Origin of the sequence: Streptomyces sp. V1I1, assembly GCF_030817355.1 — a bacterium.
Lineage (GTDB): Bacteria > Actinomycetota > Actinomycetes > Streptomycetales > Streptomycetaceae > Streptomyces.
Genome location: NZ_JAUSZH010000001.1, coordinates 1405601 through 1418951, shown reverse-complemented (window position 1 = coordinate 1418951; position 13351 = coordinate 1405601). Strand labels below are relative to the sequence as shown.

Below are 13351 nucleotides of genomic sequence, written 5' to 3'. Positions count from 1 at the left end.
GACGCCCGCCCGTTCGAAGCTCCCGCGCGGCGAGGTCGCGTAAACCTCCGTATAAAGGGCTCGTGGGCCGGGCAGTGGTTCCGGGATGCGAGCAGCGGAGGTGACGGCATGCAGCGGACGGCTCCGGAAGACCACGGCCCCGTCCGATACGGACCGCCCGCCCCCGAGTCCGGACTGCCCGTGCTGCCCGAGCTCGCCGCGGTGCTCGCGGCCGCGTCGGACCGGGCCGCCGGCGAGCCGCCCGGCGGCGGCCCCGAACTGCGGGAGGCGGCCTGCGGCTACTGGTGGCGGCGCGGGCTGCGCTCCCACCCCGAGGAGGTGGCGGCGGCGTCCGGCGCGCAGCCCCTGCTGTTCGCGCTGATCGGCGCGTACGGCGGGGATGTGCTGATGCCCCGCCCGTGCCCCGCCTGGTGGACTCCGCAGGCCCGGCTGCTCGGCCGGCCCGCCTACCATGTGCCGACCCCGGCGGAGTGCGGCGGCGTGCCCGATCCGTACGCGCTGCTCGAGACCGTACGCAGAGTTCGCGCCGAGGGCGGCAGACCCCGGCTGCTGCTGCTCTCCGTCGCCGACGACCCCACCGCGACCGTCGCCCCGCCCGAGACCGTGCGCGAGGCGTGCGAGGCCGCGGTGGGCGAAGGGCTGCACATCATCAGCGACGAGACCTGGCGGGACACCATCCACCAGCCGCACGAGACTGTGCTGGTCAGCCCCGCCGAGATGTGCCCCGGCGACGTCACCGTCATCAGCGATCTGGCGGGCGGGCTCACGCCCGACTCCTGGCCGGTGGCCATTGCCCGATTCCCGCCCACCGAGGAGGGCGCCGTCCGGCGGGCCAGGACCCTCGACATCCTCACCGCACTCGGCGCGGTGGTGGCGGAACCGATCGCCGCAGCCGCCGCACACGCACTGGACGAGCCGGGACCGGTCACCGACAGGGCAGAGCAGGCGGCCGCGCTGCACGCGCGCGTGGCGGCCGCGGCGCACCACGCGGTGCTCGTCTCCGGCGCGCTGGCCCGCCCTCCGCAGGCCGGCCGCCATCTGTACGCGGACCTCGGGCCGCTGCGTGCCCGTCTCGCCGACCGGGGCGTCACCGACTCCATGGAGCTGGAGGAGTATCTGACCCACCGCCTCGGAGCGCCCGTGCCCGGCGGACACCGGTTCGGCGACGAACTGGGCGCGCTGCGGGTGCGGCTGGCCACCGGGCCGCTGCTGGGAGCGACTCCCGAGCAGCGGCTGGAATCTCTCACCTCACCGGCACCACTGGAATTGCCGTATGTGGCCGGGGCGTTGAGCATTCTTGGAACGGCCTTCGACGAACTGCGTTGAACGGAGCCCCGGATGACGGAACAGACGGAGCAGACAGAGCACTCGGGACAGTCGACAAGCACACCGGGCGGCGTACGGCCCCGTTCCCGACCCCGCCCCCTCGGCGAGATCCGCCACTGGCCGAGATCCTTCGCCGACCGGCTAACCGCTCCGCTCCCCGGCGTAAGGGCCATGGCCCGCCTCGCCAGAGAGGGCGCGGTGCGCCCCGGCCCCGACGGCCTGAGGGACATTCCGCAGCTGCCCTTCGCTCCGGGGCCGCTGCCCGTCGTGGACACCACGACCGTCGCCGTCACCTGGGCCGGACACGCCAGTTGGGTGCTGAGCATCGGCGGGCTGACCGTCCTCACCGACCCCGTCTGGTCACGCCGGATCTTCGGCACCCCGGCCAGGATCACGCCCGTCGGGGTGCGCTGGGAGGACCTGCCGCCCGTCGACGCGGTGGTCATCAGCCACAACCACTTCGACCATCTGGACGCCCCCACACTCAAAAGACTCCCGCGCCATACGCCGGTGTTCGCCCCGGCCGGGCTCGGCCGCTGGTTCCGGCACCGCCGCTTCACCCGGGTGACCGAACTCGACTGGTGGGAGGGCGCGGAACTGGCCGCCGTCCGTTTCGACTTCGTACCGGCCCACCACTGGTCCAAGCGCACCCTCATCGACACCTGCCGCTCGCTGTGGGGCGGCTGGGTGCTCACCGACCCGCTCGGCCAGTCCGTCTACTTCGCGGGCGACACCGGATACGGCCACTGGTTCAAGGAGATCGGCCTCCGCCACCCCGGCCTCGACCTGGCACTGCTGCCGATCGGCGCCTATGACCCGCGCTGGTGGCTCAGCGATGTGCACACCGATCCGGAGGAGGCGGTGTGCGCCTTCGAGGACCTCGGAGCGCGGAACATGGCCCCGATGCACTGGGCGACGTTCGTGCTCTCCGCGGAGCCGGTCCTTGAGCCCCTCACCCGGGTGCGGGCCGCCTGGGAGCGCACCGGCCGCCCGCGCGAGCAGTTGTGGGACCTGCCGGTCGGCGGCTCACGCCTGCTGGCCGGGTGACCGCCGCACCCTGCGCCACAGCGCCGGAGCCCCGCTGATCACCACCGTCAGCGCCACCGCCGCCACCACACCCTTCCACGGCTCGTCGAACAGCGAGCCGCCCAGAATCCCGATCAACTGGTACGTCGCCGCCCACGCGAGGCACGCCGGGACGTCCCCACGGACGAACCGGCGCAGCGGCATCCTGGCGAGCAGACAGGCCAGCATCACCGGTATCCGCCCGGCCGGCACCAGCCGGGAGACCACCAGCACCGTCACCCCGTGCTCGTCCAGCTTGCGCCGCGCCTGCTCGATCCGGTCGGGCGCGGCACGGTCGCGCAGCGCGGCCAGCCACCGGGAGCCGTTCTTGGACCGGGTCCCGCGCTGCCCGAGCCAGTAGAGCGACACATCCCCCAGGAACGCGGCGAACGACGCCACCAGAAAGACGAACAGCAACGCCAGCGGAGCCGTTTGATGGAAGGCCACCACCGCCGCCGAACTCACCACCGCCCCGGTCGGCACCACCGGCACCAGCGATCCCAGCGCCACCAGCAGAAACAGCGACGGGTAGCCGACCGCCTGCTGTGTCGACTCCGGCGGCAGCCCGCCCACGACTTGCGACAGCTGCCCGAGGACATCCGACAGCTTGGAGCTCACCGGGCGGCCTCCGGTCTGACCCGCTCGCCGTGGACCAGCCGGTGCACCGCCACCTGCGGAGCCAGCCGCGCAGCCTTGCGTACGAACTCCTCGCCCGGAGCGTAGAACTCGTGCGGCCGGATCCCGTCCATCCCGATCGGCCAGTACGTGCCGTAGTGCACCGGCACGGCCGCGCGCGGCGCGAGCGAGGCCAGCGCCTGCGCCGCCCGGTCCGGGTTCAGATGCCCGTGCCCGAGATAGGGCCCCCAGCCGCCGACCGGCAGCAGCGCCACATCCACCCGGCCGACCTCATTGGCCATCGAGTCGAAGAGCCCGGTGTCCCCGGCGAAGTACGTACGCGCCTCACCGCTGATCACATAGCCGAGCGCGGGCGAACGGTGCGGCCCGACCGGCAGCCGCCGCCCGTCGTGCAGCGCCGGCACGGCCCGCACCACCAGGTCCTCGACCCGCACCTCGTCGCCCGGCGCCATCTCGGTGACCCGCAGCCCGGCGGAGCTGACGAGCCGCCGCAGCCCCGGCACCGAGCGCCCCGCACCGCTCGGCACCACCAGACGGGTTCCGGGCGCGAGCCGGGCCAGTGACGGCAGATGCAGATGGTCGGAGTGGAGATGGGAGACGAGGACGGCCTCGGCTCTCGCGGCCTCGGGCGGCGGCAGCTCACCGCGCCGCCTGCGCAGATGCGCTAGCCGGCGAACGAACAGCGGATCGGTCAGCACCCGGACGCCGGAGTCCTCGACCGTGCAGGTGGCATGACCCCACCAGGTGACCTCCACCGGCACGCAGTGCCTCCTCGTTCCCGCTCGCGATCCCGTTCGCCCGTCCCGTTCCTCGTACTCGTACGAGCGTAGATGCGGAGTAGGGTCGGCGGCGACGGCGAGCGTACGGGGGGATGTCCATGGGCGGCTTACAAGTGGCGGCGATCGCCAGCCTGACGCCCCTCGAGGAACTCGACCGTGATCCATTTCTGGTGGACACCCGCACGCAGCACGCGATGTGCGCCCGCTGGGCCGCCGACAAGGGCTTCGTCGTCACCCGGCAGCTGTTGTTCTACGGGCTGCGGCCCGACCACTGCGGGCTGTGGACCGATGTCGCGGCCGGCCACGTGGACATGTTCGTCGCGCCCAACGAGCGCGTGCTCGCACGGGCGTTGACGTCGGTGCGGGGCTTCGTCGCGGAGTGCGAGCGCAGAGGCGTGCCGCTGGAGACCGCGGGCCTGGACGAGCCGGCGTACGACGCGGCGATGAAGGCCAGTGTCCATCGCAGACTCTCCATGCCGACGGCCGGTTACGACGGCTGCTGAAGGTGCCGCCGGGCGCGCCACCGGATCGCGCCCGCCCCTGTGCCAGGCTGGAGGCCTGATCACAGGGTGAGGTGAAGACAGCGTGGGCGAAGGGCGATGGCGTACGGCCGGCAGAGCCCTGTTGCGCGTGATCGTGGTGTGGGCGGTGTCCACGCTGACGATGCTGGCGCTCGCCGGGCTGCTGCCCGACTTCCAGCTGCAGTCCGACGACGGCGACAGCATCACCAGGACCGCCGTCACCGCCGCCTGGGGCGCCGGCGCCTTCGGTCTCCTGACCGCGCTGGTCTGGCCGGTCGTCGTACGGGCCCTGCTGCTCGTATCCGCCCTGGTGCTCGGCCTGTTGGTGTTCTTCCTCAACGGCTCGCTGCTGCTGATCGCGCTCTGGCTGATCCCCGACGGGCGCGGCGCGGCCGACCCCGAGACCGCTGTCGTCGTCGCCGCCGTGATGTCCGCCGTCGCATCCGCGACCTCCACCGCGCTCGCCGTCCGCGACGACAACGCCTACCGGCGCAGGCTCTCCCGGCTCGCCGACCGGCGCAGACGGCGACGCGGCGAGGACGGCAGCCGTGCGGGACCCCCCGGCACGGTCTTTCTGCAGCTCGACGGGGTCGGGCACGAGGTCCTGCGGGGCGCGGCCGAGGACGGTCTCATGCCCACCGTCGCGGGCTGGATCGGCACGACCCACCGGCTCAGCCCCTGGCGCACCGACTGGTCCAGCCAGACCGGCGCCAGCCAGCTCGGCATCCTGCACGGCTCCAACCACGACGTCCCGGCCTTCCGGTGGTACGAGAAGGACAGCGGCCGGGTAATGGTCTGCAACCGGCCCGCGAGCGCCGCCGAACTCCAGCGCCGCGCCATCGAGCGCACCGGCGACGGCGGGCTGCTCACCGTCGACGGCGCCAGCCGCGGCAATCTCTTCAGCGGCGGCGCCGATGAGCTCGCGCTCGTGCTGTCCATGACCGCCAGACGCGGCCGGCCCAACCGCTCCAGAGCCGGCTACTTCGCGTACTTCTCCGACCCCGCCAACGCCGTGCGCACTGCGCTGTCCTTCGTCGCCGAAGTAGCCCGTGAGGTCGGCCAGTCGACGCGGGCGCGGCTGCGCGGCGACCGGCCGCGGGTCGGGCGCGGCGGGCTCTACCCCTTCATCCGGGCGTTCGCGACCGTCGTCGAGCGGGATGTGGTGGTCGCCGCGGTGATGGGGGACATGCTCGCCGGACGTACCGCCGTCTACGCCGACCTCGTCGCGTACGACGAAGTGGCGCACCACTCAGGGCCGCACAGCCGGGACGCGTCGCTGGTGCTCGAACGCCTCGACCGTTCGATCGCGCTGATCGCGAAGGTCGCTGAACATGCGCCCCGCAGCTACCGGATCGTGCTGCTTTCCGACCACGGCCAGAGCCCGGGGGAGACCTTCGAGGGCGCATACGGACTGACCCTCAAGGACCTCGTGCGCGCGGGTTGCGGACTGCCCGTCTCGCGCCGGGCGGAACGTTCCAAGAGCGGCGCGGAGGCCCGCGACGCGGCGGGCGACGCCCTGCGGAGCGCGCTGCACCGGCGGCTGGCGGATGGTGAGGACGAGCGTCCGGAGCCGGGCTCCGACCCGATCGTGCTCGCCTCCGGGAACCTCGCGCTGATCTCCTTCCCCGACACGGCCGAGCGCCTCAGCCGCGAACAGATCGAGCGCCGCCACCCGGCGCTGCTGAGCACGCTCGCCAACCACCCGGGCATCGGCTTCCTGCTGGTGGGCAGCGAGGAGCACGGCTCGCTGGTGCTCTGCCCGGGCGGCGCGGAGGTGCCCGTCACCGAGCTGTCCGACGACGGGCCGCTGGCGGCCTTCGGCCCGGGCGCGGCCGAAGCCGTACGCCGTACCGACAGCTTCCCGCACGTCGCCGACATCATGGTCAACTCGATGTACGACCCCGGGCGGGGCAACGTGCACGCCTTCGAGGAGCAGATCGGCTCGCACGGCGGGCTCGGAGGTGAACAGTCCCAGCCCTTCCTGCTGTCGCCGCTCGACCTGTCGGCGCCCCTCTCGCCGGGCGCGCCGGGTGAGCCGGGCGCGGAACTGGTCGGCGCCGAGCGCGTACACCGGGTGCTGCGGCGCTGGCTGCGCGAGTGCCAGGGTCCGCAGGTGCCGATCGGGCCGCTGGAGGCGGCCAGGCAGGACGGGCCAGGTCAGGGACTGCCGTAGAACCATCCGTCCGGATACGTTGAGACGGTTGAGCCCAGGCAGGATCCCCTGGACGAAGGAGTTGCCCCGTTGCGTGCTGTGGTGTTTGAGGAGTTCGGGAAACCGCTCGAGGTACGAGAGGTGCCAGAGCCTGTGCCGTCCCGCGCCGGTTCCGTGATCAGGGTCGAGGCGACGGGGCTGTGTCGCAGCGACTGGCACGGCTGGATGGGGCACGACACCGACATCACCCTCCCGCACGTCCCCGGCCACGAACTGTCCGGAGTGATCGAGTCCGTGGGTGACGACGTCGCCAATTGGCTCCCCGGGGACCGGGTCACGGTGCCGTTCATCTGTGCCTGCGGCCGGTGCGCGGCGTGCGCGCGCGGCGCCCAGCAGGTGTGCGAGCGCCAGGAGCAGCCCGGCTTCACCCACTGGGGTTCCTTCGCCGAGTACGTCCCCGTCCACCACGCCGACACCAATCTGGTCGCCCTGCCCGAGTCGATGTCGTTCGCCACGGCCGCGAGTCTGGGCTGCCGGTTCGCGACCGCCTTCCGGGCCGTTGTGGGCCAGGGCCGAGTGCGGCCGGGGGAGTGGGTCGCCGTGCACGGCTGCGGCGGAGTGGGCCTGTCCGCGGTGATGATCGCCGCGGCGTGCGGGGCCAGGGTCGTCGCGGTCGACGTCTCGCCGGGCGCGCTGGAGCTGGCCCGGACGTTCGGCGCCCAGGCGTGCGTGGACGCCTCCGCGCTCACTGGAAGCGTCGCCGATGCGGTCCGTGAGGCGACCGGCGGCGGCGCGCATCTCTCGCTGGACGCCCTTGGCGCACCGGTGACCTGCGTCAACTCCGTCCAGAGCCTGCGCCGCCAGGGCCGCCATGTGCAGGTCGGCCTGCTGCCCCAGGGCGTACAGCTGCCGATGGACCGAGTGGTTTCGCTGGAGCTGGAGATCCTCGGCAGCCACGGCATGGCGGCGCACGCCTACCCGGAGATGATGGCGATGGTCGCCTCCGGCGCTCTCCGTCCCGACCTGCTGGTGACGACGGCGATCGGCCTGGACGATGTGCCCGCGGCGCTGGCCGCCCTGGGCAGCGCCTCGGGGACCGGCGTCACCGTGATCACCCCGCACGCGGCGGTGAATTCGGCGTAATGGGTGTACCCCGGTAGGGCGGATCTCGGCCCTACCGCGGCACGGCGGGGCACTTCTCGGGCAGGCATGGGGCAGTGGACGCATCCAGGAGGTCGCGTCGCCATGAACCAGCCCCACTCCCAGCCTCTCGCCGCCTTCACGGCCCGCGCGGCTACGCGCCGGACCGTGGCGGTCGTCGTGCTGGTGCTGCTGGCTCTTTTCGGTACGTCCTTCGGCTCCGGCGTCGCGGCGGCAGGGGGCGCCGCGACCTGGGCGCCCGCCTCCGCGCCGTCCGGCCCGCCGGGCGGTGACCAGCCGGAGGAGGCCAACACGGACGTGTCGCCCTCGGGCCCGGTGAGGGCCCGTCCCGCGGCACGGTACGTGGCGCCGGACACCCATACGGATCCGGCGACGGCCGAGCCCGTCCCGTACCGCCCTGGCAGGAGCCGCTGGGCGGAACTCGCCCTCCCGCTGCGCGCCGTGCGCTGTGTGGTCCTGCGCTGCTGACAACCACCGAAAGCAGTCCGCAGCCATCAGCCACTTCACACCGCGAGGTGCACAGCCATGCCCATCGACCCTCTAGCAGCGCTCAACGCCATGATCCGCGCCGAAGCCGCCCGCTCCACGGAACCGGAGGACGGGCCCCATACCGCCGGTCCCGATACCGAAGCCGGCGGATCGGCGTCCGACGAACGCCGCGCGACATCCGACGACGGCGCCCCCTGACACCGGCGGCCATCGGCGGGTACTCCCTCACCCGGGGGTCGGGCCGCCTCTCGCGCCCAACGCCGGCAGCCTGAAGCCGGGGAGTGGCCACCACACCCCTGCCGTGGCCACTCCCCGCGTCGAGGGGCCGTTCTCCCACGCCTGCCATGCCGCGGCGGCTCCCGTATGGAAGACGAACCGTGGATCGTGGTCCGGCTCCCATCGGAGGCCGCCGGCCGGGCCGATGACGTGGAACCTCAGCTTCTTGCCGCTCGGAAACACGTCCCGTATCTCATCGAGGGTCAGCTCCCAGTCGTCGGCGAGGGTGCTGACATCCACGAAGAGCGCGCTGAACCCCTCGGCCTCACGGAGCCGCAGCAACTGCCTGAGCATCGGAGCCGTGGACCTGGCCAGTCGGCCGCTCACGGCGATCCACACCTGTGGCCCGTCCACCGCCAGTACTCGTACCCGTATGGTCGCTCGCACCTGTGCCCCCAGCAGCCGGGTCCGGCGCACCGCCGACCGGCGCGCTGCCGCACGACTGGTATTCGGGGCAGGGCGTGCTCGGGATTGCTCAGGATCCGGCCGCCCGGCGGCCGGGCGTACCGCCGAGCGGACAGTCGGTGAGCAGCGTGCGCGGATCGGCCGGTTCCGGGCGGGCCAGCGTGCGGCTGGACACCGGCTGCCTGCCGTGTCCGATCCAGGTCTCCAGGGCAGTGAACGCCGAGCGGTGACAGGGGGTCAACGGCCTCAGCCTGTCCGGAAAGACGTCGTAGAGCGAGTCGACGTGCGTGCCGCCTTCGACGCGGTAGTAGCGGAAGAGCCCGCCGCGTCCGGCTTCGCGCACCATCGTTGCGTACACATCGGAGTCACGGCCGATGGGCAGCAGCACATCGAGGGTGCCGTGCAGGGTGATCAGCGGTTTGCCGATCCGGCCGGTCAGCCCGATCGACGCTACGGCCCGGCGCACCTCGGGCGGCCGCGACGCGTAGTCGTAGTCCGCGTCGCACGCGTGCGTGCCAGGTGCGCAGTACGGAGTCCCCGCCTCGGTCTTGCCGTCGTAACCCGGGTCCAGCTCCTCCCGGTAGATCCGCTGGGTCAGGTCCCAGTAGTACTGATGGTGGAAGGGCCACAGAAACTCCGACCCCTCCGGATACCCGGCGGCGACCACTGCCCTGTGCGCCTCGTCCGCACCCGGGCCGCCGGAGGCGTACACGGGATAGTGGCGCAGCGCGGGCGGCAGGAAGGTCAGCAGATGCGGTCCGCTCGCCCGCCAGAGTGTCCCCTCCCAGTCGACGCCGCCGTCATACAGCTCGGGGTGGTTCTCCAACTGCCAGCGCACCAGATAGCCGCCGTTGGACATGCCGGTGGCGAGCGTGCGGGACGGTGGGCGGTGGTAGCGCTGGGCGACGACCGCGCGGGCGGCCCTGGTCAACTGCGTGACCCGGTCGTTCCATTCGGCGATGGCCGCGCCCGGCGCGGCGCCGTCGCGGTAGAAGCCCGCGCCCGTGTTGCCCTTGTCGGTGGCGGCGAACGCGTAGCCGCGGGAGAGGACCCAGTCGCCGATGGCGCGGTCGTTGGCGTACTGCTCGCGCACGCCGGGGGAGCCCGCGACGACCAGGCCGCCGTTCCAGCGGTCGGGCAGCCGGACGACGAACTGCGAGTCATGGCTCCAGGCGTGGTTGGCATTGCCGGTCGAGGTGTCGGAGAAATAGCCGTCGATCTGGATGCCGGGCACCCCGGTGGGCGTGGCCAGTCCCGCCGGGGTCAGCCCCGCCCAGTCGGCCTGATCGGTATGGCCGGAGGCGACCGTACCCGCCGTCGTCAACTCGCCCAGACAGGAGACCTCTTGGCGCTCGGCGCCGGGCACGTGCAGCCGCGCGATCCGCGCACAGTGGGTCTCCGTCTCCGGCTGCTGCCGGGCGACGGCCGGTGCGGCGGTGACGGCGAGCAGCAGTGCGGCCGCGTACGGAAGGGCGAAGCGCACAGGGAAACCTCCTGGGGGTGTACGGACCGTGGGTCAGGGGCAGTTGCCGTCGGCGACGACGTAGTAGTCGGCCGGGGATTCCTTGAGCGTGTGGGTGACGAAGGTGTTGTAGAGGCCCATGTTCTGCGCGGATCCCTTGGCGTACGCATAGCTGCCGTCGGTGGTGGCCCGCCCCGCCGCCACCTGGCGGTAGTTGTCGGCCGTCCAGCAGGCCGCCGCGGAGCCCGTGGTGGCAGCCGTGACCAGGCCGGAGCGTGTGCCTTCGGCCCCTGCCTGGTCGCGGGCGGCCACGCTGTAGCCGTGGCCCGTGCCCGGGCTCAGCCCCGTGTCCGTGAAGGGCGAGCCCGCCGGAGTGCCGACACGCGCCCCGTCCCGGTACACCGCGTAGCCCGCCGCGCCCTCAACCGCATTCCAGTTCAAGGTGATTGAGGTGTCGGTTGCTCCGGTGGCGGCGAGCCCGGCCGGGGCCGGCAGGCCGCCGGGATCCGGCGTGGAGCCGCCCAGGCCGAAGAACTCGGTGATCCAGTAGCTGGAGCAGATCGAGTCGATGAAGTTCGCGGTGCCGGTCTGCCCGCACTGCTGCGGCCCGCTGCCCGGATCCACCGGCGTGCCGTGGCCGATGGCGGGCACCCGGTCGACCTCGACGACGACCCTGCCGTCGGACCCCAGATACTGCTCCCGGCGCGTCTGGTCGGGCCCGATCGTGGACGTGCGGTCCGGATTCTGGTCCACGCCGTGCACAGCGGTCCACTGGTCCCGCAGCTCATCAGCGTTCTTCGGGACGACCTTCGGGTCATTGTCGCCGTGCCAGACCGCCACCCGGGGCCACGGCCCGGCGTACCCCGGATAGGCGTCGCGGACCCGCTGCGCCCACACCGCCGGCGTACGGTCCACGCCCGGGTCCATGCAGGTGAGGGCCCCCGTGTCCTTGGTGCAGTCGTACGGCAGCCCGGCGATCACCGCGCCCGCCTCGAAGACGTCGGGGTAGGCGGCGAGCATGACCGCGGTCATGCCGCCCCCGGCCGAGAGCCCGGTGACGTACGTACGCGCCGCATCGGCCCCGTACGCACTCTCCGCATGGGCGACCATCTGCCGGATCGACGCGGCCTCGCCCTGCCCGCGCCGGTTGTCGGTCGTCTGGAACCAGTTGAAGCAGCTGCTGATGTTGTTCGCCGACGTAGTCTCGGCGAGCACCAGCACAAACCCGTGCCGGTCGGCGAACGTCGTCAGTCCGGAGTTGTCGGCGTAGACCTGGGCGCTCTGGGTGCAGCCGTGCAGGGCGACCACGACCGGGGGATGCGCGGGGAGGGCGGCCGGCCGGTATACGTACATGTTCAGACCACCCGGATTGGCACCGAAGTTGCCCACCTTCTCCAGGGGTACGGCCGCATGCGCGGCGGGCGCGGGGGCGAGCCACAGAAGGGCCGCGAGCAGAGCGAGGACAGTGCCCATGCCGGCCGGCTTGGGGTATTTGCATGACCGCATCCGAGACCTCCCGCAGGCGTACCGATGTGCCGGTCACAGTAGGAACCGGCCGGTTGCCCGCGGAATGGTGACGCGACCCATAGCGAGGGCCGCGGCCGGCGGTGCGCGGACCGTTGCCCGTGCGGCGTACGCCTGCTAAGAGGGCGGCTCGCCTCCGCTCACCCATGAGCTGTCCGTCCCCTCGTCATTACCTCGCGAGTAATCGACGCCCCCTGCTTCGCTCGGCACCCTTGCGGTACCGGAACTCGGGCGGCGCACTCCGTCCGAGCTCCGGGTCCCCGACCAGCCCGTACGACCTCGATGGAGGCTGATCAGCCATGTCCGCAACTCTGCTCGCCGGGATCTCCCGCACCACCGAGCCGCAGACGATGCTGCGCCGGTTCCTTGCTCTCGACGCCCTCGTCACCGGCGTCAACGGACTGGCGTATGTCGCGGCATCCGGCCCTCTCGGGCGGTTCCTCGGCGTCGATGCCACCGTCCTGGTCGAACTGGGCGTATTTCTCGTGCTGTTCGGGGCCGGAGTCGGCTTTCTCGCCTACCGCCGGCAGCCGCCGCAGCTGCCTGTGAAGCTCGTCGTCGACGCGAATCTGCTGTGGGCCGTCCTCAGCATCGCCGCGCTCGCGCTCTGGCTCGAGCCGACGACCGCCGGTGCCGTCTGGATCCCGTTGCAGGCGCTGACCGTCGCCGGTTTCGCCGTCCTGCAGTGGTCCGCGCTGCGCGCTGCCACTACGGCGTGAGCGACTGCAGATACTTGGCCGTCGCAGGTTCGGCCGGGAGGAACGTCTCGATGGCCAGCTCGGCGACGGTCACATCCAGCGGGGTGTTGAAGGTCGAGATGGACGACACGAAGGACAGCACCCGGCCGTCGTGCTCGATCTGCAGCGGAAGCGCGAAGTAGGGATACGGGGTGGGGTCCTCCCGGTCCTCGGGACCGGCGCCGGTCTCCGTAGTCTTCGTAATCTCCGGGATCTCCGGAAGGGGATAGGCGGCGACCTCGTCGTACAGCTCGCGCAGCGGCTCGGAGCGGGCCAGTGCGATCTCGCGTTCCATCTGGGTCAGCAGATGGCCGCGCCACTCCCGCAGATTGCGGATCCGCGAGGACAGCCCCTCCGGGTGGAGCGTGATCCGCATGGCGTTCAACGGCGGCGTGAGCAGATGCTCCGGCAGGCCTTCGAGGAGCATCGTGATACCGCGGTTCGCGGCGACCACGGTGTACGTGCCGTCGACGACGACCGCCGGATACGGCTCGTAGCCCTGCAACAGCCGCTCCATGCCCTCGCGCAGCGCCCCCATCGCCGGGTCGTCGAGGGCGGTCTCGGCATACCGGGGCGCGTAACCGGCCGCCAGCAGTAGGGCGTTGCGCTCCCGTACGGGGACATCGAGGTGCTCCGCGAGGCGCAGGATCATCTCCGCGCTCGGGCGGGAGCGTCCCGTCTCGATGAAGCTGATGTGGCGTGCCGACGAGTCGGCACGCATGGCCAGCTCCAGCTGGCTGATCCGGCGCCGCTCGCGCCAGCCGCGCAGCAGCGGCCCTGCTCCCGTGCCGGACGCGACAGTTGTCATACCCCGACGG

At 72.2% G+C, this 13351-nt stretch carries 14 protein-coding genes; 8 read left to right on the top strand and 6 right to left on the bottom strand.

The window, feature by feature from the left end:
* Window positions 1–108 precede the first annotated feature (108 nt).
* A complete protein-coding gene (locus QFZ67_RS06950; RefSeq protein WP_307660217.1) occupies window positions 109–1326 on the top strand; it encodes an aminotransferase class I/II-fold pyridoxal phosphate-dependent enzyme in 1218 nt (405 codons plus the stop codon).
* 12 nt (window positions 1327–1338) lie between these two features.
* Window positions 1339–2373 carry an MBL fold metallo-hydrolase gene (locus QFZ67_RS06945; RefSeq protein WP_307660216.1) on the top strand — a complete coding sequence of 345 codons (1035 nt, stop codon included), beginning with the start codon at window positions 1339–1341 and terminating at the stop codon, window positions 2371–2373.
* Here the strand turns inward: QFZ67_RS06945 and QFZ67_RS06940 are convergent.
* Together QFZ67_RS06940 and QFZ67_RS06935 are read right to left on the bottom strand one after the other, a co-directional pair.
* A complete protein-coding gene (locus QFZ67_RS06940; RefSeq protein ID WP_307660215.1) occupies window positions 2353–3009 on the bottom strand; it encodes a DedA family protein in 657 nt (218 codons plus the stop codon). The genes QFZ67_RS06945 and QFZ67_RS06940 overlap by 21 nt on opposite strands.
* A complete protein-coding gene (locus QFZ67_RS06935) occupies window positions 3006–3788 on the bottom strand; it encodes an MBL fold metallo-hydrolase (protein ID WP_307660214.1) in 783 nt (260 codons plus the stop codon). The genes QFZ67_RS06940 and QFZ67_RS06935 overlap by 4 nt, the downstream gene beginning before the upstream one ends.
* A gap of 116 nt (window positions 3789–3904) precedes the next feature.
* On the opposite strand from QFZ67_RS06935, the gene QFZ67_RS06930 reads away from it, so the two are divergent.
* From QFZ67_RS06930 to QFZ67_RS06910, 5 genes are all read left to right on the top strand, one after another.
* A complete protein-coding gene (locus QFZ67_RS06930; RefSeq protein ID WP_307660213.1) occupies window positions 3905–4309 on the top strand; it encodes a hypothetical protein in 405 nt (134 codons plus the stop codon).
* A gap of 82 nt (window positions 4310–4391) precedes the next feature.
* Window positions 4392–6500 carry a phage holin family protein gene (locus QFZ67_RS06925; RefSeq protein ID WP_307660212.1) on the top strand — a complete coding sequence of 703 codons (2109 nt, stop codon included), beginning with the start codon at window positions 4392–4394 and terminating at the stop codon, window positions 6498–6500.
* Between the two features lie 69 nt (window positions 6501–6569).
* Window positions 6570–7622 (top strand): zinc-dependent alcohol dehydrogenase family protein, encoded by a 1053-nt coding sequence (locus tag QFZ67_RS06920; RefSeq protein ID WP_307660211.1) that lies wholly within the window; start codon window positions 6570–6572, stop codon window positions 7620–7622.
* A 102-nt stretch (window positions 7623–7724) separates the two neighbouring features.
* Window positions 7725–8108, top strand: a complete 384-nt coding sequence (locus tag QFZ67_RS06915; RefSeq protein ID WP_307660210.1) for a hypothetical protein — start codon at window positions 7725–7727, stop codon at window positions 8106–8108.
* A gap of 57 nt (window positions 8109–8165) precedes the next feature.
* Window positions 8166–8327 (top strand): hypothetical protein, encoded by a 162-nt coding sequence (locus tag QFZ67_RS06910; protein ID WP_307660209.1) that lies wholly within the window; start codon window positions 8166–8168, stop codon window positions 8325–8327.
* A 27-nt stretch (window positions 8328–8354) separates the two neighbouring features.
* On the opposite strand, the gene QFZ67_RS06905 is transcribed toward QFZ67_RS06910, so the two are convergent.
* From QFZ67_RS06905 to QFZ67_RS06895, 3 genes are all read right to left on the bottom strand, one after another.
* A complete protein-coding gene (locus QFZ67_RS06905; RefSeq protein WP_307660208.1) occupies window positions 8355–8792 on the bottom strand; it encodes a hypothetical protein in 438 nt (145 codons plus the stop codon).
* Window positions 8793–8880: 88 nt separating this feature from the next.
* Window positions 8881–10293 (bottom strand): tannase/feruloyl esterase family alpha/beta hydrolase, encoded by a 1413-nt coding sequence (locus QFZ67_RS06900; RefSeq protein WP_307660207.1) that lies wholly within the window; start codon window positions 10291–10293, stop codon window positions 8881–8883.
* A gap of 33 nt (window positions 10294–10326) precedes the next feature.
* The gene (locus QFZ67_RS06895) at window positions 10327–11745 is read right to left on the bottom strand and encodes a PHB depolymerase family esterase (protein WP_307660206.1); all 1419 of its coding nucleotides are present in this window, start codon (window positions 11743–11745) and stop codon (window positions 10327–10329) included.
* Window positions 11746–12095: 350 nt separating this feature from the next.
* On the opposite strand from QFZ67_RS06895, the gene QFZ67_RS06890 reads away from it, so the two are divergent.
* On the top strand, window positions 12096–12515 hold the full coding sequence (locus QFZ67_RS06890; protein ID WP_307660205.1) for a hypothetical protein: 420 nt from the start codon (window positions 12096–12098) through the stop codon (window positions 12513–12515).
* Here QFZ67_RS06890 and QFZ67_RS06885 read toward each other — a convergent pair.
* The gene (locus QFZ67_RS06885) at window positions 12505–13341 is read right to left on the bottom strand and encodes a helix-turn-helix domain-containing protein (RefSeq protein WP_307660204.1); all 837 of its coding nucleotides are present in this window, start codon (window positions 13339–13341) and stop codon (window positions 12505–12507) included. The genes QFZ67_RS06890 and QFZ67_RS06885 overlap by 11 nt on opposite strands.
* Between the last annotated feature and the right edge of the window lie 10 nt (window positions 13342–13351).

Coding starts and splice junctions, on each gene's coding strand:
- QFZ67_RS06890 (WP_307660205.1), top strand. CDS start 12,096: ATGTCCGCAACTCTGCTCGCCGGGATCTCCCGCACCACCGAGCCGCAG.
- QFZ67_RS06910 (WP_307660209.1), top strand. CDS start 8,166: ATGCCCATCGACCCTCTAGCAGCGCTCAACGCCATGATCCGCGCCGAA.
- QFZ67_RS06950 (WP_307660217.1), top strand. CDS start 109: ATGCAGCGGACGGCTCCGGAAGACCACGGCCCCGTCCGATACGGACCG.
- QFZ67_RS06895 (WP_307660206.1), bottom strand. CDS start 11,745: ATGGGCACTGTCCTCGCTCTGCTCGCGGCCCTTCTGTGGCTCGCCCCC.
- QFZ67_RS06885 (WP_307660204.1), bottom strand. CDS start 13,341: ATGACAACTGTCGCGTCCGGCACGGGAGCAGGGCCGCTGCTGCGCGGC.
- QFZ67_RS06915 (WP_307660210.1), top strand. CDS start 7,725: ATGAACCAGCCCCACTCCCAGCCTCTCGCCGCCTTCACGGCCCGCGCG.
- QFZ67_RS06945 (WP_307660216.1), top strand. CDS start 1,339: ATGACGGAACAGACGGAGCAGACAGAGCACTCGGGACAGTCGACAAGC.
- QFZ67_RS06930 (WP_307660213.1), top strand. CDS start 3,905: ATGGGCGGCTTACAAGTGGCGGCGATCGCCAGCCTGACGCCCCTCGAG.